19 protein-coding genes and 1 pseudogene are annotated in these 16,333 nt (G+C 69.2%); 6 read left to right on the top strand and 14 right to left on the bottom strand.

The window, feature by feature from the left end; all coding sequences use genetic code 11:
* The first annotated feature begins 38 nt into the window (after positions 1-38).
* Positions 39-473 (top strand): PaaI family thioesterase, encoded by a 435-nt coding sequence (locus D892_RS0117815; protein ID WP_024802547.1) that lies wholly within the window; start codon positions 39-41, stop codon positions 471-473.
* A 501-nt stretch (positions 474-974) separates the two neighbouring features.
* On the opposite strand, the gene D892_RS0117810 is transcribed toward D892_RS0117815, so the two are convergent.
* The 5 genes from D892_RS0117810 to D892_RS0117790 all read right to left on the bottom strand — a co-directional run bounded on the left by D892_RS0117810 (position 975) and on the right by D892_RS0117790 (position 4,179).
* Positions 975-1,622: a pentapeptide repeat-containing protein gene (locus D892_RS0117810; protein ID WP_024802546.1), complete on the bottom strand. Its 648-nt coding sequence runs from the start codon at positions 1,620-1,622 to the stop codon at positions 975-977.
* Between the two features lie 87 nt (positions 1,623-1,709).
* The gene (locus D892_RS0117805; RefSeq protein ID WP_024802545.1) at positions 1,710-2,102 is read right to left on the bottom strand and encodes a nitroreductase/quinone reductase family protein; all 393 of its coding nucleotides are present in this window, start codon (positions 2,100-2,102) and stop codon (positions 1,710-1,712) included.
* A 55-nt stretch (positions 2,103-2,157) separates the two neighbouring features.
* Positions 2,158-2,772 carry an NAD(P)-dependent oxidoreductase gene (locus D892_RS0117800; protein ID WP_024802544.1) on the bottom strand — a complete coding sequence of 205 codons (615 nt, stop codon included), beginning with the start codon at positions 2,770-2,772 and terminating at the stop codon, positions 2,158-2,160.
* Between the two features lie 88 nt (positions 2,773-2,860).
* The gene (locus D892_RS0117795; protein ID WP_024802543.1) at positions 2,861-3,811 is read right to left on the bottom strand and encodes a M56 family metallopeptidase; all 951 of its coding nucleotides are present in this window, start codon (positions 3,809-3,811) and stop codon (positions 2,861-2,863) included.
* Positions 3,808-4,179, bottom strand: coding sequence for a BlaI/MecI/CopY family transcriptional regulator (locus D892_RS0117790; protein ID WP_024802542.1), 372 nt, complete (start codon positions 4,177-4,179; stop codon positions 3,808-3,810). Before D892_RS0117790 ends, D892_RS0117795 begins: the two co-directional genes overlap by 4 nt.
* A 171-nt stretch (positions 4,180-4,350) precedes the next feature.
* Here D892_RS0117790 and D892_RS0117785 point away from each other — a divergent pair, with 171 nt between their 5' ends.
* Together D892_RS0117785 and D892_RS0117780 are read left to right on the top strand one after the other, a co-directional pair.
* Complete coding sequence (locus D892_RS0117785) at positions 4,351-5,010, top strand: PadR family transcriptional regulator (RefSeq protein ID WP_024802541.1); 660 nt, start codon at positions 4,351-4,353, stop codon at positions 5,008-5,010.
* Between the two features lie 174 nt (positions 5,011-5,184).
* On the top strand, positions 5,185-6,390 hold the full coding sequence (locus tag D892_RS0117780; protein ID WP_024802540.1) for an FAD-dependent monooxygenase: 1,206 nt from the start codon (positions 5,185-5,187) through the stop codon (positions 6,388-6,390).
* 70 nt (positions 6,391-6,460) lie between these two features.
* Here D892_RS0117780 and D892_RS0117775 read toward each other — a convergent pair whose 3' ends face one another.
* A complete protein-coding gene (locus D892_RS0117775) occupies positions 6,461-8,491 on the bottom strand; it encodes an MFS transporter (RefSeq protein ID WP_024802539.1) in 2,031 nt (676 codons plus the stop codon).
* A gap of 264 nt (positions 8,492-8,755) precedes the next feature.
* On the opposite strand from D892_RS0117775, the gene D892_RS0117770 reads away from it, so the two are divergent.
* The 3 genes from D892_RS0117770 (at position 8,756) to D892_RS41400 (ending at position 10,631) form a co-directional block, all read left to right on the top strand.
* On the top strand, positions 8,756-9,631 hold the full coding sequence (locus tag D892_RS0117770) for an oxidoreductase (RefSeq protein WP_024802538.1): 876 nt from the start codon (positions 8,756-8,758) through the stop codon (positions 9,629-9,631).
* Positions 9,632-9,703: 72 nt separating this feature from the next.
* On the top strand, positions 9,704-10,159 hold the full coding sequence (locus tag D892_RS0117765) for a glucitol operon activator (RefSeq protein WP_024802537.1): 456 nt from the start codon (positions 9,704-9,706) through the stop codon (positions 10,157-10,159).
* A gap of 76 nt (positions 10,160-10,235) precedes the next feature.
* Positions 10,236-10,631, top strand: a complete 396-nt coding sequence (locus D892_RS41400; RefSeq protein ID WP_024802536.1) for a DUF3817 domain-containing protein — start codon at positions 10,236-10,238, stop codon at positions 10,629-10,631.
* A 10-nt stretch (positions 10,632-10,641) separates the two neighbouring features.
* Here the strand turns inward: D892_RS41400 and D892_RS0117755 are convergent, their stop codons facing one another.
* The 8 genes and pseudogenes from D892_RS0117755 to D892_RS0117720 all read right to left on the bottom strand — a co-directional run bounded on the left by D892_RS0117755 (position 10,642) and on the right by D892_RS0117720 (position 16,323).
* Positions 10,642-11,250, bottom strand: coding sequence for a non-canonical purine NTP pyrophosphatase (locus tag D892_RS0117755; protein ID WP_024802535.1), 609 nt, complete (start codon positions 11,248-11,250; stop codon positions 10,642-10,644).
* Entirely contained in the window at positions 11,247-12,011 is a 765-nt protein-coding gene (rph, locus tag D892_RS0117750; protein ID WP_024802534.1) for a ribonuclease PH, read from the bottom strand. The genes D892_RS0117755 and rph overlap by 4 nt, the downstream gene beginning before the upstream one ends.
* 67 nt (positions 12,012-12,078) lie before the next feature.
* The gene (locus D892_RS0117745) at positions 12,079-12,843 is read right to left on the bottom strand and encodes a cyclic nucleotide-degrading phosphodiesterase (protein WP_036567169.1); all 765 of its coding nucleotides are present in this window, start codon (positions 12,841-12,843) and stop codon (positions 12,079-12,081) included.
* Between the two features lie 69 nt (positions 12,844-12,912).
* Positions 12,913-13,620: a rhomboid family intramembrane serine protease gene (locus D892_RS0117740; RefSeq protein WP_232236103.1), complete on the bottom strand. Its 708-nt coding sequence runs from the start codon at positions 13,618-13,620 to the stop codon at positions 12,913-12,915.
* A 145-nt stretch (positions 13,621-13,765) separates the two neighbouring features.
* Positions 13,766-14,728, bottom strand: a complete 963-nt coding sequence (locus tag D892_RS0117735; protein ID WP_024802531.1) for a PLP-dependent cysteine synthase family protein — start codon at positions 14,726-14,728, stop codon at positions 13,766-13,768.
* A 97-nt stretch (positions 14,729-14,825) separates the two neighbouring features.
* Positions 14,826-15,095: pseudogene (locus D892_RS41395) on the bottom strand (MoaD/ThiS family protein); the annotation flags it as partial.
* 52 nt (positions 15,096-15,147) lie between these two features.
* Positions 15,148-15,630 (bottom strand): Mov34/MPN/PAD-1 family protein, encoded by a 483-nt coding sequence (locus tag D892_RS0117725; RefSeq protein WP_024802529.1) that lies wholly within the window; start codon positions 15,628-15,630, stop codon positions 15,148-15,150.
* Positions 15,631-15,753: 123 nt separating this feature from the next.
* Positions 15,754-16,323 carry a DUF2017 domain-containing protein gene (locus D892_RS0117720; RefSeq protein ID WP_024802528.1) on the bottom strand — a complete coding sequence of 190 codons (570 nt, stop codon included), beginning with the start codon at positions 16,321-16,323 and terminating at the stop codon, positions 15,754-15,756.
* Positions 16,324-16,333: the final 10 nt, after the last annotated feature.

The following is a 16,333-nucleotide window of genomic DNA, read 5'->3' as shown; positions in this document are numbered from 1 at the left end:
CCCTGGCAGATCCACCGCCCGCCTGACACAGTGGAAGCATGAACGAGCAGCGGCGCGGACTGTTCTGGGAGGGAGTCGAGGGCCGGGTCCCGATCCCCCGGGCCGCGCAGACCCTCGGCTTCGAATTCATCGACGCCGATATCGACAGCGGAACAATCGAACTCGCCTTCACCGCGACGGAGGCATTCACCAATCCGCTCGGCGAGGTGCTGGGCGCCTTCGTCGCCGCCATGCTCTACGACACGGTCGGCCCCGCCCTGCTGGCCACGCTCGGGCCGGGCGAGTTCCAGTCCACGCTGGACATGCAGGTGAGCTTCCTGCGCCCCGCCCGGACCGGCCGCCTGCGCGGCACCGGCCGCGTCGTGCGCCGCGACGGCGACATCGCATTCCTCGCAGGCGAACTGCGCAATCCCGACGGTGCGGTGGTCGGCACCGCCACGGCCACCGCGCGGGTCATCCCGCTCGAGCACTGACCTCGCTACCGGGCCGAGGATTCCGCACCGTCGACGCCACCCTCCGTGCCTCGGGCCCGAGACCGCGCGACGACGCTCGCATCGCCACAGGAAGCAACCCGATACCCGCTTCGCCACATCGACTGTAGCGCGCGCCCGTTCACGATCCCGGCTCGTCCTGCGCCACAACCGGTCTCACAACTCGCGGCGGGTTCCGATGCCGGGTGCTCATCGGGTCGTTCTCGGCCACCGCGGCACTCGTTTTCACCGCGGCCGATCCGGAGTACGGCTACCTCACCACGCAACTGGTCGTCGACGGCGGCGAGATGGCCGTTCCTGCGCACCGGGAAGCACGAATTCAGTTGCCGAGCACAATAATTCCCGCCGCACGCGCAAACGCCGAGGCGAGATCGAGCAGCCGCACCGTACTGATGGTGGAGCCGCGCAGCGCGCCTGTATCACCACGCAACTGGTCGCCTACGGCGGCGAGATGGCCGTTCCTGCGCACCGGGAAGCACGAATTCAGTTGTCGCGCACAATAATTCCCGCCGCACGCGCAAACGCCGGGGCGAGATCGAGCAGCTGCACCGTATTGATCGTGGCGCCCCGCAGTGCGTCGATACCGGCGGTGATCTCCAGGTTGACCGCGCCGCGCAGGTCGACCTCGTGCAGCGTCGAGCCGTGCAGCGCGACCTCGTCCAGCCGGGTGCCCGGGAAGCTCACCCTGGTGAGTGCCGCCTCGCCGAAATCGGTGTCGCGCAGGACGCAATCGGCGAACGTGACGTCCCGAAGAACCGCGTTGCGCAGGTTGACCGAGTCGAATTTGCAGCCCTCGAACCGGACCCGGCGCAGCTGACAGCCGACGGCCTCGACACCGGACAGCGCGGAATCGACGAATTCGCTGTTCAGCCAGCCGGATTGGCCGAGGCCGGTGCCGATCCAGCGCACATTGCACAGCCAGACGTCGTCGAATCTGGCGTGGCGCAGCGCGCCGCCGGTGAACGTGACGCCGGTGAAAGCGGATTCGGTGAACATGCTGCCGCAGGCATCGAGAGCGTCGAAAGTGGCCGCGTCGACATGCACGCTCTCGTAGTCGGTATCGGGCTCCGGCTCGGTACCGAGGTCTTCCAGAAAGCGCGCATACGGTAGATCGGCTAGGTCGCGAGGCACACCCGTACCCTAGGCGAGCACACCGACACCCGGGGCATCCGCTCCCCCGCGACTCGGTTGCCGCCCGGCACGGATCCCACAGCGCGATCAGTCCAGATCGATGCGCACGGTGAGCAGGTCGGTGCCGACCGTGCCCACGATCGCGCTGTTGGCCCGGGGCAGCTGCCGGAGGCGCGCCCGCGCGTCGTCGTCCGGCACCGGGTGCGCGGTGCCGGTGTGCCAGTGGCCGTTCAGCCGCAACCGCACCCGGTTGTCGGCCCGGATATTGCGGATGTACTGGGAGCGCTCACCGAATTCGGAGACGAACCAGAACGAGTCGCCGACGCGGCGTCCGCCGATCGGGGTGAGGCGCGCCTGCCCGCTCACCCGGCCCGTCGTCTCCAACAGCGTCTGCACGCCCATGCGCCGCAGCATCGGATTGCCGATATTGCGCTGGAAGGTCGTCACCAGTCGGTGCTGAATGTCACGCCGGTCCGCCATGGGGCCGACGGTAACACCCACGGCGGCATCGGTCATCTGCCGCGGCCGACGAATCTCATTGCACGGGTTCGAAATCCACCTGACCGTCATCGACGAGCGCGTACGTGCCCGGTGCGAGGTCGAGCGCCGTGACGGTGCGCGCCACGGCCTCATCGAGGTGGATGCGCGGCGGATCGGGTTGTTCGCGCAGGTCGGGGTAGTAGGTGTCGGGCCCGTAGAACTGCCCGTAACGCAGCACCACGCCGTCGGCGCCGCGCACCGACTCCTCCAGAAACTCCTTGGCGGCCTTGCCTTCTCCGCTCAGCTCCCACGCGACGCTCTGCGCCAGCACACGCTCGACCCCGGCGGCCCGCGCGGCCGCGAGCAGGTTGGTGGTGCCCTCGCGGCGCATGCGCGCATTGGCGGCCCGCCCGGCCGCCAGCTCGGCGGCATCGTCGGGGAGGTCGGTGAGCTGGTGCATCACCATATCGGGCGCGCAGGCACGTACCGCCTGCTCGAGTGCCGCGGCGTCGTACACGTCGCACACCACCGGCTCGGCCCCGAGCTCGGCCAGCATCGGCGCCTTGTCGGGAGATCTCGTCATCCCCGCCACCTCGCACCCCGCCGCGATCAACAACGGCGTCAACCGGACGCCCAGCACCCCACTCGCACCCGCCAGAAAGATTCGCACATCCGCCACCCTAACGACCTGCCCTGCGCCGCCGAGGCGATACACACCCGAGCAGTCGCTCACCGCTACCTCGAGGCCGCGAAGTAGTTCAGAGCAGGCAGAGCAGGATCCCCGAGGCGGTCGTGGCGGCGATCAGCAGCGGGCCGCCCACACCCAGCGCGATGCCGGTGAGCAGCCCGGCGCGCGTGTGGAAATGCCGGCCGTCGCGCGGCGCGGCCAGGCGCTCGGCGCGGGCGAGCACGTCGACACCGCTGGCGGAGAGCACGCCCGAGGGCGCCGCACCGGACAGCGTCAGCAGGCTCGACAGCAGCGGGGCACGGCCGTGCCGGCGCACCGCGGCATCGTCGGCACACATCTCCAGCAGCCGCGCCACCTCCCGCGCGCCGACCGTGCACAGCCGCAGCCGCGGGAACGTCGTCGCCAGCCCGCGCATCACCGTCAGCACCAGCGGATGCCGGTGCCGGAGGTGGGCGTGCTCGTGCGCCAGCACCGCGGCCAGCTCGCTGTCTTCCAGCGCCGCCAACGCGCCGCTGGTCACCACCACGACGTTCGGCGCACCCGCCACGCAGTAGGCGGCGCGCTCGGCGGTGTCGAGCACCACCACGTCGCCGGATTCGTGCCGGTGCATCGGCCGGCCGGTCAGCCGCAGCGCCTCGGCATGTTCGCGGGCCCGCAACCGCATCCGCCGGTGCGATCGGGCCCACCTGGTAGTGAGGACCATGGCCATCACGGTCAATGCGACGGTTGCGGCGATCAGCGCCAGCTGGGCCGCGACACCGGCGTGCCCGATCGCTATCTCTTCCGCTTCGTGCAGCCCCAGGACCAGCAGCCGCTCCGGCCGGAACCAGATGTGCGTGATGTCGACCAGCGCGACCGCCAAGCCGACGCACCAGGAACTGAACACGCTGACCATCAGGGCCAGCCACGCCAGCACGCCCAGTTGCGGGAAGACGCCGTGCCGTGTCAGCCGGGGCAGCACGCGCGGTGCCACCAGCGCCACCAGGGTCCCGTAGAGGAACAGGCCGACAGCTACCGTCACGAGCCCTCCGTCAACTTCCGCAGCGCCGCGCGTAACCGGTCGGACTCCTCCGGACCGATCTGCTCGAGGAAGTGCGCGAGCACGAGTTCGGAGCGGCCCCCGTCGTCCAGCGCCTCGCGCATCAGCCGGGCGCTGTGCTGTTCGCGGGTCAGCGTCGGCCAGTAGCGGAACGCCTTGCCCTCGCGGCGGCGCTTCAACCAGCCCTTCCGGTGCAGATTGTCCATGGTCGACATGACCGTCGTATACGCGATCTCGCGTTCGCCGGACAGCTCGTCGAACAGCTCCCGGACGGTGGTCGGGTGGCCGTTCCGGTCCCAGAGGCGGTCCATGACCACCGCCTCGAGTTCCCCGAATCCGCGCGTGCGCACAGCACCTCCTCGTCGTGCGGCCGCGCCGGATCCCGGACGGCTCCCCGCATACTATCTACGTACCTAGACAGTAAACGTGGTCGCCGCATCCGGCCACACAAGTTGCCGGACAGCACATACTTGTCTCCAAATACTCGCAGACGTATATTTGCAGACGAGTAAGGAGGTGCGATGGCCCAGCGGCGGAAGGTCGGCAATCTGCTGGCGCTGGCGGTGCTGGCGACCCTGGCCGAGCGGCCGATGCATCGCTACGAGATCGCGGCCACGCTGAAGGAGCGCGGCAAAGAGCGCGATATGGACATCAAATGGGGCTCGCTCTACACCGTGGTGCGGAACCTGGAGAAGCACGGCCTGCTCGAGATCATCGGCAACGAGCGCGCGGGCGCCCGGCCGGAGCGGACGATCTACCGCCTCACCGAGGCCGGCCGCGCCGAGGCCGACGACTGGGTCCGCGAACTGCTCGCGACGCCCGAACCCGAGCCGCGCCGGTTCGTCTCCGCCCTGTCCATCGCGGCGATGCTGCCGCCCGACGACGTGGTCACCCTGCTGACCGAGCGCCTGCGCCGACTGGACCACGACATCGCCGCCGAACGCGAGTCGCTCGCGGCCGAGTCGAGCAGGATACCGAGGCTGTTTCTCATCGAGTCCGAGTACCGGGCCGCCATGCTGGAGGCGGAGCGCGCGTGGGTCACCGCCCTGCGCGACGAGCTGACCGCGGGAACCTTTGCCGGCGTCGACTTCTGGCGGCGCATGCATGCCGAAGACCTCGAGCCCGCGGAGGTCGCCGACATGGTCGAGAGGGGGGACTTCAGACAGTCGAACGACGCCTGAACACCAGGCAACCGGCCCCGGCGACGTGCGGCAACACCTCACCGGGGACCGATCGAATCACCGTCTCGAACCGCCTCCGCGCAGGCGAACCCGGCCCGAATGTGGCAACTACAGGATAACCGGGCTCGCCGCGTGACCGGTTCGGGCATCCGAACCCACCCGGGGAGAACCCTCATGTCCATTCGGACCGCTCTGGTCATCGGCGGCGGCATCGCCGGCCCGGTGACCGCCACCGCACTGCACAAGGCGGGCATTCGGGCCCGCGTCTACGAGGCGTATCCGGGGCCGGCCTTCGGCATCGGCAGCGCCCTCGGCTTCCAGTCCAACGGCCTGGCCGCGCTGGACGTCATCGGGGTCGGCGACGCCGTGCGCAAGGTCGCGCTGCCCATGCCGAACACCGTGATGTCGCTGGGGCACAAGCAGATCGCCGTGCCGACGCTCGGCGGTATCGAACCGCTGCAGGTCGTCGACCGCGCCGCGCTGCACCAGGTGCTGCACGACGCCGCCGTCGCCGTGGGCGTCCCGATCGAATACGGCAAGCGCCTGGCCGGCGTCGACGAACACGCCGACGGCGTCACCGCCCGCTTCGCCGACGGCTCCACCGCCACCGCCGACGTGCTGATCGGCGCGGACGGCATCAAGTCGGCGGTGCGCACGCTGATCGACCCCGGCGCGCCCGCCGCCGAATATCTCGGCATGCTCGGCTTCGGCGCCTACACCGAGTGCTCGGTCGACATCCCGCCGCAGACAATGGTTTTCGCCTACGGCAAGAACGCCTACTACCTGTACTGGTCGCTGCCCGACGGCCGGGTCGGCTGGGGCGTCAACCTGCCGCACACGCAGTACCTGTCGCTGTCGCAGGCGCGGGAGGTGCCCGCCGAGGACTGGCTGCGCATCCTGCGCGAGACCTACGGCGACGACGTGCCCGGCGGTGAACTCGCCCGCAACACCACGGCGGACGACCTGGCGATCGTCGGCGGCCTGCACATCATGCCGCCGGTGCCGACCTGGTACCGCGGCCGGATGGTCCTGGTGGGCGACGCGGTACACGCGCCGTCCAACAGCACCGGCCAGGGCGCGTCCCTGGCCATCGAGAGCGGTATCCAGCTGGCCCGCTGCCTGCGCGATATCGACGACCCGGCAACGGCTTTCGGCATCTACGAGCGGATTCGGCGCCCGCGCGTGGAACGGATCGCCGCGCGCGGCGCCAAGATCAGCCACAGCAAGACGATGGGCCCGGTGATGCGCCGGATGATGCCGGTGCTGATGCCGCTGGCGGGCCGCGTGATGAAGATCGAGGAGACGATGGCGCGCGAGCAGCGCTACATCGTCGACTGGGATGCGCCGGTCGACGTCCGGGCCGAACTCGCCCAGGTCTGAACCGAATTCGCGGCCCCCTGCCCGCCGGACCGGCGGGCAGGGATCAGCCGACCGACGCCGCGGGCAGGGATCAGCCGACCGACGTCGGCAGCGCGTCCGGCCGTTCGGTCTCGTCGAGCAGCTTGGCGGCGATGTTGTCCAGCGCCTGGTCCAGCAGGCGGCGGTCCTCGGCGTCGGAGCAGTCCCAGTCGTCGAGGTGGTCGCACAGCCATCGCCGCCACGCGGCGAAGATCTCGTCGAACCGCTGCTGACCGGCGTCGGTGAGATCCACGAGATCACCGTCGAATTCGACGTAGCCGTTGCGAACGGCCTTCTCGTACACCGGTTCCAACACCTCCGGCGGCATCCAGTGCGCCCGCGCGATCGCGGTCAGCGTGGCGCCGCCGCGCACCCGGTTCAGCATCTCCACCTGCCCGATCGCCCAGGCCTGGTCGCGGGTCAGCGAGCTCTCCGCGGCCGCCAGGATGCGGGGGTCGGGCAGTTCGTCGGCGCGCAGCCGCCGCATCACGCTGGCCAGCGAATGTTCCAGCAGCACAACGCGGTCCACGGATTCGGGCACCGCGAACCCGCCACCCACGTCGGTGGCGTCGACGCGGGCGCTGTCACGCAGCGGCACCTGCCTCAGCAACCAGGCCACCAGGAAACCGGCCACCGCGATCGGGACCACCCAGCGGAACACATAGTCGATCGTGTTCGCATAGGCATCGACGATCGGAATCCGCTGCACCAGCGGAATATCGTGCAGCAGTTGCGGATTGCCCGCGGCGGCGGGTGGTACGCCGGGAACCCGGGCGAGCGCCTCCGCCAGGTTCGGTTCCAGCCGGTTGGTGTAGAGCGTGCCGAAGATGGCGGTGCCGAACGTACTTCCGATGGTCCGGAAGAAGGTCACGCCGGAGGTGGCGGTGCCGAGTTCGGCGTAGGGCACGGTGTTCTGCACCACGATGGTGAGCACCTGCATGGTCAGGCCGATGCCGAGCCCCAGGATCAGCATGTACAGCGATTCCAGCCAGAAGCCCGTGGTCCGGCCCATGGTCGACATCAGATACAGGCCCAGCGCCATCACGGCCGTCCCGGCGACCGGAAAGTACTTGTACTTGCCGGTGCGCCCGACCACCTGGCCGGAGATGATCGAGGTGGTGAACAGCCCCACCACCATCGGCAGCGTGCGCACGCCGGACGCGGTCGCCGACACCCCGTTCACGTACTGCAGATAGGCGGGCAGGTAGGTCATCGCCCCGAGCATGGCGAAGCCCACGATGAAACTGAGCACCGAGCAGACGGTGAACACATTGCTCCGGAACAGATGCATCGGCAGCATCGGTTCCCGAGCCCGCGACTCGACGACGACGAAGGCCGCCAACAGGATTGCCGCGCCCACGAACATGCCGATGATGGTCACCGAACCCCACGCGTACTCCTGCCCGCCCCATTCCAACGCCAGGATCAGGCAGCTCACCCCGGCCGCCACCAGCGCGATACCGGCGTAGTCGATCACCGGGCGCTCGACGGTCCGGATGGCCGGGATCGCCCGGGCCGCAACGACGATCATCACGATCGCGATCGGCACGTTCACATAGAAACACCAGCGCCAGCTGGCATGATCGGTGAACAACCCGCCGAGCGTCGGGCCGATCACGGTGGTCACGCCGAACACCGCGCCCAGCGCACCCTGATACTTGCCGCGCTCGCGCAGCGGAATCACGTCGGCGATCAGCGCCATCGCGGTGACCATCAGACCGCCACCGCCGATGCCCTGGATGCCGCGGGCGACCACCAGCAGCGTCATCCCGTGCGCCAGCCCGGCGATCATGGATCCCACGATGAAGATCAGGCCGCTGATCTGGAACACCCGTTTCCGGCCGAACAGGTCGCCGAACTTGCCGGCCAGGGCCGTCGCCACCGCCGCGGCGAGCAGATAGGCCGACATCACCCACGCCATATGCCCGGCGCCGCCGAGGTCGGACACGATCGTCGGCAGCGCGGTCGACACGATGGTCTGGTCGAGGGCGGCCATGAGCATGCCGAGCACGACCGTGGCGAAGACCACATTGGCCCGGGCGTGGCCGACGGGTTCGGGGGATTCGGCGACGGCGGCGGTCATTAGCCCAGTATGTGCCGACAAGGCCGTTTCATCCCGCAGACACGTCAGACGCCCAGTTCATGGACAATCATATGAAGTTGCTAATGGATACCCTCCCCCGTACACGAGGCGCTTCGGCCGAAACCACCGTCACGATCCCGGGCCGCGGACGCGCCGAGCGACGAGTTCCGGCACCTTTCTGCCCGGGAACTTACTCTGAAGTAAGGTCGGCGTGAGAGAATGCACCGACGCTTCTCGTACACGGTAGGCAGTGAGGTCTCGACCATGGCGTGGAATCCCAGCGACATTCCGGACCAGTCCGGGCGGACGTTCGTGATCACCGGAGCCAACGGGGGTATCGGCAAGCAGACCACCAGGGCGCTGGCCGGCAAGGGCGGTACCGTGATCATGGCCTGCCGCAACACCGACGCGGCGCAGCGGGTCGCCGACCGCATCGACGGTGACGTCCGAGTCTCCGCACTGGACCTGGCAGACCTCGCCTCGATCCGCGATTTCGCCGACCGCACCGGTGAGATCGATGTGCTGATCAACAACGCGGGCCTGATGTACGTCCCGTTCTCCCGCACCGAGGACGGCTTCGAAACCCAGTGGGGCGTCAACCATCTCGGCCATTTCGCGCTGACCGGCCTGCTTCTCGACCGGCTCCGCGACCGGGTGGTGACGCTGTCGAGTATCGCGCACAACCAGATCTCGAAGCTCCGGACCGACGACCTGAACTACGAACATCGCAAGTACCAGCGCAATCCGGCCTACTCCCAGGCCAAGCTGTCGAATCTGATGTTCGCCCGCGAACTGCAGCGCCGGCTGACCGAGTCGGGGTCGAGCAAGCGGTCCTACGCGGTCCACCCCGGCGTCTCCGCCACCGACCTGTTCGCGCGCACCGAGACACCGCTGGACAAGGTGTCCAAGCCGTTCATCGCGCTGGTCGGGCATTCCCCGGCCAAGGCCGCCGAGTCCAGCCTGTTCGCCGCCACCATGCCCGACGCCGATCCGGCCGTCTACTGGGGCCCGACCTGGCTGTTCGGCTCGCGGGGCCCGGTGCGGCCCGCGCCGTCGAGCACGCTGTCGAAGGACCGCGAGGTATGGCGGCGGCTGTGGGAGGAGTCCGAGCGGCTGACCGACGTCACGTACAAGTTCTAGCGGCGCCGACGGGGCGGTGACTCCGGGAGCCTGCCCCTACGTATCGTGTAGTAGACGGGTACCGTGGTAGGCGTGTCCGCTCCGTACCGCCGCCCGGCCTTGATCATCCTGGTGCTCGTCGCCGCGCTGGTCTGCCTCGCGCTCGGCTGGTGGCAATGGGGCCGATTCGAATCCTCGAGCGGTACCGCGCAGAATCTCGGCTACGCGCTGCAGTGGCCGCTGTTCGCCGGATTCGTGGTGTTCGCCTACTTCCGGTTCGTGCGGCTGGAGCGCGAATCCGATGCGGCCGAGACAACCGCCGACGAGGCATCCGACCCGGCGGCCCAGACTCCGAGGAGCACCAAACCCGTTGCGCCGCGCGAGATTCCGGCCGGAATCCTGCCGGAGCGGCCGGCCGCGCCGCGCGACGACGATCCGGTCCTCGCCGAGTACAACAAGTACCTCGCCGAATTGAACGAGCAGGACCTGCGACAGCAGTTGCGCACCGCCGGGCTCACCGACCGCGACGTCGAGCGGAGCACGCGGTGAACGTCGGCACCACCGGCCTGCCCGGCATGCCGTTTCCAGCCCCATCATCGATCGCATCATCCGAGAGGAGCGCCGGTTGAGCGCCGCCGACAACTCCACCGAGACCACCCCGGCCGCCGCCGCGCCCCGCCCCGCGGGCGCGAACACCGCGCGCATCCGGTCCGGCCTGACCCGCTACCGGGTGCTGGCCTACATCACCGGTGTCTGGCTGCTCATCCTGTGCGGCGAGATGGTCTACAAATATCTGCTCCTCGACGACAGCAGCGAGGCGCCACACTGGCTGTTCTACATCGGCCAGGTCCACGGCATCTTCTACATGCTGTACCTGGTGTTCACCATCGACCTGGCGATCAAGACCCGCTGGAAGCCCGCCACCACCGTGATCACGGCGCTGGCCGGCACCATCCCCTTCCTCTCCTTCGTCTGCGAGCACTACCGCACCCGCCAGGTCAAGGAGCAGTACAACCTCTGAGCGCGCCCGGCTACTCCGCGAGGTCCGCCAGCGCGGGCAGGAGGGCACGGAGCGCACGGCCGCGGTGCGAGTCGGCGTCCTTCTCGGCGGCGGTGAGCTGAGCGGCGGTGCGGGTGCCGCCGTCCGGAACGAACAGTGGATCGTAGCCGAAGCCGTTGTCGCCGACCGGCTTTCGAATGACCGCGCCGGGCCATTCGCCGACGACGACCGCCTCGCGACCGTCGGCGACCAGCGCACAGGCCGAGACGAAGCGCGCGCCGCGGCGCTCGTCGGGAACATCGGAGAGCTGGCCCAGCAGCAGCTCGTTATTGGCCGCGTCGTCACCGTGACGACCCGACCAGCGCGCCGACAGCACCCCCGGCATACCGTTGAGCGCATCCACGGCGATCCCGGAATCGTCTGCGACACAGGCCAATCCGGTGGCCGCCGCACCGTCGCGAGCCTTGGCCAGCGCGTTCTCCTCGAAGGTCGCGCCCGTCTCCGGCGCCTCCTCGTAGGGCGGCACCTCGTTCAGGCCGACGATCTCCAGTCCCTCGATCCCGGCCTCGGACAGGATGCGGCGCAGCTCGTCGAGCTTCTTGGCGTTGCGGCTGGCGACCAGGACCCGCCGCGCGCTCATTTCTTCTTCCCCGGCTCCGGCAGGACCCCCGGATACGGCTGCGCCAGCGCCTCCTTCTGCACGGCGAACAGCTGCTCGCAACCGGCCAGCGCGGAATCCAGCAGCTTGTCCAGGGTGGAGCGCGGGAAGGTGGCGCCCTCACCGGTGCCCTGGATCTCCACCAGCGTGCCGGTGTCGGTGGCCACCACGTTCATGTCGACCTCGGCGCGCGAATCCTCCTCGTAGGGCAGGTCCAGCCGCACCCGGCCGTCGACCACGCCCACGCTGACCGCGGCGATCATGCACGAGATCGGCTGCGGGTCGGCCAGTTGCCCGGCCGCGCCCAGATAGGTGACCGCGTCGGCCAGCGCCACGTACGCGCCGGTGACGGCCGCGGTGCGGGTGCCGCCGTCGGCCTGCAGGACATCGCAGTCGATGGCGATGGTGTTCTCACCGATCGCGGCCAGGTCGATGCACGCGCGCAGCGAGCGGCCGACCAGCCGGCTGATCTCCTGGGTGCGGCCACCGACCTTGCCCTTCACCGACTCCCGGCCGCTGCGGGTGTGGGTCGCCGCGGGCAGCATCGCGTATTCGGCTGTCAGCCAGCCCAATCCGGAATCCCGCCGCCACGGTGGCACGCCCTCGGTGACGCTGGCGGTGCACATCACCCGCGTCTGCCCGAATTCCACCAGTACCGAACCCGCGGGATGCGTGGTGAACCCCCGGGTGATCCTTGCCTCGCGGAGTTCGTCGTCCGCCCTGCCATCGGCTCGTCTCGACACATCGAGCAGCCTAGTGGTGAGCCCCGACAGATCCGCACCCCCCTCACACCGGCGGACTACGGGGTACTCAGATGTCGATGACCTCGCCCGGAGACACCGCGTGCACGGGACCGCTGAACTGTTCCTTGGCCTCCGCGATGACATCCTCCCGCGCGGTCCACGGCGGGATATGCGTCAGCAGCAGCTCTCCGACGCCCGCCTCGGCCGCGATCTGCCCCGCCTCGGTGCCCGAAAGATGGATGCCCGGCGGGCGATTGGCCGGATCGTGCGTCCAGGAGGCCTCCGACAGCAGAATGTCGGCACCCCGCGCGAGTTCGAAAACCGCCGGGCAGAGCGCGGTGTCGCCGGTGTACACCAGGGTGCGGCCGGCCGGCGTGGTCAACCGCAGGCCGTAGGATTCCGGCGGGTGATACATGCGCCGGGCCAGCGCTGTGTACCCGGGGCCGAACGACACCGTCTCGCCCTCCACCCACGGCCGCATATCGATGACGTCGGACCAGTCGTCGCATTCGCCGCCGATCTCGGCCGAGGCGTTGCCGACCCGCACCGAAGCATCCGACGGCCCGCGCACGATCGCCCGTCCGCTCGGGGGATTCGGGTGGTAGCGCCGCCACACCAGCAGGCCCGGCATATCCAGGCAGTGATCGGCGTGCAGATGGGTGAGGAAGATATTCACCTCACCGGGATCCTGGTACCGCTGCAGTGCACCCAGGACGCCGGGACCGAAATCGACCACCGTCGGCGTCATATCGGGGCCGGTGAGCAAATACCCCGACGCCGGGGAATCCGGGCCGGACACACTGCCCGAACACCCGAGGACGGTGAGGCGCATTCCCCCATGCTGCCACGCTGCATCTTCACTCACGAGGGGGTCCCCCAAACCACCGGCCGGGCTCCGCGATCACCTCGGCGACGCGGAGCGGCCGACACTATCCCCGCGGCGACGACGACGTTCATCCCCAGAGAGTACCCAGCCGGCAATCAGTCCACCCACCGCCCCGAAAAGATGTCCTTGCCAAGAGATTCCGGGCTGTCCGGGCAGCACTCCCCACAGGATCGAGCCGTACAGCAACCCCACGACCAGGCCGATCAGTATCTGCCAGACATTGCGCGCGAAGAATCCGCGGGAGATCAGGTAGGTCAGCCAGCCGAATACGAGCACCGAGGCGCCCACGTGCACCGAGCCGGGCTCACCGGTGAGCCACGTACCCGCTTCGCCGACCACCCAGACGATCGCGGTGGCGGCCAGCCCGCGGCCGATACCGGTCAGCAACGTCAGCAGACCGAGCACGATCACCGGAACGGTATTGCCCATCAGGTGCGCCCAGTCGCCGTGCAGCAGCGGCCCGAACGCGATGCCGATCAGGCCGTCGGCGCTGCGTGGCCGCACCCCTTCGCTCTGTAACCGGTCACCGCTGAGGGTATCGATGCCCTCGATGGCGTACAGCAGGGCGACGAATCCGAGTGTCAGCCCGATTGCCCGCTGCCACAACAACTTCAGCGCCGGCGACGAGCCCGGCCGCGGCGCCGGGGATTTCCCCGGCCCGCCGCGCAGCGCGGCGATCCGATCCGGATCGAACGACGAACCCATGCCGGCGGTCACCGCCATCACCTCCTCGCGGAAACCCGGGGGCGCACTCGGCTCGCGCTCGAACCGGACTCCGCATCTCCGAGAGTACCGGCGCCGGTCACCGCGGCCGACTCGCCGGGCACACGACCGACTCGCGCCGAGCACCGGGCCCACAGCCGACCGCCTAGGCCCACAGCTGGCCGTCGAGCTTTTCCTCGGCCTCCTCGAGGGTGCCCTCGTACGCGCCGGTGGACAGGTACTTCCACCCGCCGTCGGCGACCACGAACGCGATATCCGCCCGCTTGCCCGCCTTCAGCGCCTTGTTCCCCACGCCCAGCGCCGCGTGCAGGATCGCGCCGGTCGAGATGCCGGCGAAGATTCCCTCCTCGGACACCAGTTCCCGGGTGCGCCGCACCGCGTCGTAGGGGCCGACGGAGAACCGCGAGGTCAGCACCGACTCGTCGTAGAGTTCCGGCACGAATCCCTCGTCGAGATTGCGCAATCCATAGACGAGTTCGCCGTACCGCGGCTCGGCGGCGACGATCTCGATCGAGGGCACCTTCTCGCGCAGGTAACGCCCGGTGCCCATCAGCGTTCCGGTGGTCCCGAGACCCGCCACGAAATGCGTGATCTCCGGCAGATCCGCCGCCAGCTCCGGGCCGGTGCCCTCGTAGTGCGCGAGCGCGTTCGCGGCATTGCCGTACTGGTACAGCATCACCCAGTCCGGGTTCTCGGCCGCGATCCGCTTCGCCTGCGCCACTGCCTGATTCGAGCCGCCCGCCGCCGGCGAGTCGATGATCTCCGCGCCGAACATGGTCAGCAGCTGCCGCCGCTCCACCGAGGTGTTCTCCGGCATCACGCAGACCAGCCGGTAGCCCTTCAGCTTGGCCGCCATGGCCAGTGAGATCCCGGTGTTGCCGCTGGTCGGTTCGAGGATCGTGCAGCCGGGCCGCAACGTTCCGTCCGCCTCGGCCTGCTCGATCATCCGCAGGGCCGGCCGGTCCTTGATCGACCCGGTCGGGTTGCGGTCCTCGAGCTTCGCCCACAGCCGCACGTGGCCGTCGCCGTCCCACCGCGGCGAGAGCCGGCGCAGGCCGACCAGCGGCGTATTGCCGAGCGTCTCGATCAGGGATTCGTAGCGCGCCACGGAATCAGCGGAGCCCGCGAGCGGTGCCGGACATACCTCCGGCAGTGTCCGACGAGCCTCCGGCTGTATCCGACGAGCCTCCGGCTGTGTTCGACGAGCCTCCGGCGACGGCGGGCAGGATGGTCACGGTGCCGTCGGCGGGCACCTCGGCCTCCAGTCCGCCGGCGAACCGCACGTCCTCGTCGTCGACGTAGATGTTGACGTAGCGGTTCAGCTTGCCGTCGGTGAGCAGTCGCTCCTTCAGGCCGGCGTAGTTGCCGTCGAGATCGTCGATCACTGCGGCGAGGGTGCCGCCGGTGGCCTGCACCCGCTTCTCACCCCCGGTGAGGGTGCGCATGATGGTCGGGATGGACACGGTTACCGACATGGGTGCTCCTTAGCTCTTCCTGGTCGGGGACGGCGTTTTCCGGTCGGACGGCTCAGCCCTCGGCGACCGGCGTCGACGCGGGACTCTCCTCGCTCACCTGCGCGCCCGGGCCGGCCGCCCCGGAGTACTCGGGCACGATCCGCACCGGCTCCTCGGTGACCACACCGTCGACGATCCGGTAGCTGCGCAGTTCGTGCCGCTCCGGATCGCGGGTGGAGACCAGCACGTAGTGCGCGTTCGGTTCGGAGGCGTACGAGATATCGGTGCGGCTCGGATACGCCTCGGTCGCGGTGTGCGAGTGGTAGACGACCACCGGCTCCTCGTCCCGATCGTCCATCTCGCGCCACACCCGCAGCTGCTCACCGGAGTCGAAGCGGTAGAACGTCGGCGAGCGTTCGGCATTGATCATCGCCACGTACCGCTCGGGGCGGTCGGATCCCTCCGGCCCGGCGATGATGCCGCAGGCCTCGTCGGGGTGATCGGTGCGCGCGTGCGCCACCATCGCGTCCACGAGGTCGGCCCTGATCACCAGCACAGTCGACAAATCCTTCCGTTCTGCGTCCGACGCGCTCGACCACAGGTCGAACCGCTGTCGTCAACGGCCCAGAATATGCACCTATTCCCGGCCGTCCGAAATCGCCCTGCCATCCGGAAACGATCAGGAGATGAGGGCCTGCAGCAGCGAGTCCTGCATCCAGGTGAGCCAGTGGTAGACGTCCAGGTGCGGGGCGCGCGGATCATTGGGGTCGAGCTGGTCGGGCGTGTCGTTTTCGATGCCGAGCGCGGTGCCCAGCGCCAGCCGGACGTCGTTGAGGGCGGTCAGCCAGGCATCGGCCTGCTCGGGGGTGAGCACGATCTTGCCGCCCTCGGCGGGCAGGGTGTCCAGCACCACGGTGCCCGCGGCCACCTTGGCCTCGATGATCTCCGGTTCGTGCAACCCGCGCAGCGCGCTGTTGAGCCCGGCGCGGTCGGCGTCGGGGGAACCCGGTTCGGATCGATGGAAATCGGGAAGTAATCGGGCCAGCCGCGGGTCGTCGGGCGGGATGGTGTTGCCGCTGCGTAGCCCGGTGAGTGCGGCGAGATCGTCCTCGGGCGCCGACTGCGCCCGGTCGCTCAGCAGGCCGGTCACCGCTCCCACCAGGGAGCGCAGCACCTCCGCCTCCCGTGCGTCCATCTCGGACCGCAGCTTGAGCCCGCCCAGCGAGTTCTTCCTGCTCCACTTGCGCACGAGGCTACGG

Origin of the sequence: Nocardia sp. BMG51109 (assembly GCF_000526215.1) — a bacterium.
Lineage (GTDB): Bacteria > Actinomycetota > Actinomycetes > Mycobacteriales > Mycobacteriaceae > Nocardia.
Note: the sequence above shows the minus strand (reverse complement) of the source record. Positions and strands in the feature narration are given on the sequence as shown.

Excerpts from the sequence above, each read along its gene's own strand:
- D892_RS0117815 (WP_024802547.1), top strand. The coding sequence starts at position 39 with ATGAACGAGCAGCGGCGCGGACTGTTCTGGGAGGGAGTCGAGGGCCGG.
- D892_RS0117805 (WP_024802545.1), bottom strand. The coding sequence starts at position 2,102 with ATGGCGGACCGGCGTGACATTCAGCACCGACTGGTGACGACCTTCCAG.
- D892_RS0117785 (WP_024802541.1), top strand. The coding sequence starts at position 4,351 with ATGGCCCAGCGGCGGAAGGTCGGCAATCTGCTGGCGCTGGCGGTGCTG.
- D892_RS0117780 (WP_024802540.1), top strand. The coding sequence starts at position 5,185 with ATGTCCATTCGGACCGCTCTGGTCATCGGCGGCGGCATCGCCGGCCCG.
- D892_RS0117775 (WP_024802539.1), bottom strand. The coding sequence starts at position 8,491 with ATGACCGCCGCCGTCGCCGAATCCCCCGAACCCGTCGGCCACGCCCGG.
- D892_RS0117770 (WP_024802538.1), top strand. The coding sequence starts at position 8,756 with ATGGCGTGGAATCCCAGCGACATTCCGGACCAGTCCGGGCGGACGTTC.
- D892_RS0117755 (WP_024802535.1), bottom strand. The coding sequence starts at position 11,250 with ATGAGCGCGCGGCGGGTCCTGGTCGCCAGCCGCAACGCCAAGAAGCTC.
- D892_RS0117745 (WP_036567169.1), bottom strand. The coding sequence starts at position 12,843 with ATGCGCCTCACCGTCCTCGGGTGTTCGGGCAGTGTGTCCGGCCCGGAT.
- D892_RS0117740 (WP_232236103.1), bottom strand. The coding sequence starts at position 13,620 with ATGGCGGTGACCGCCGGCATGGGTTCGTCGTTCGATCCGGATCGGATC.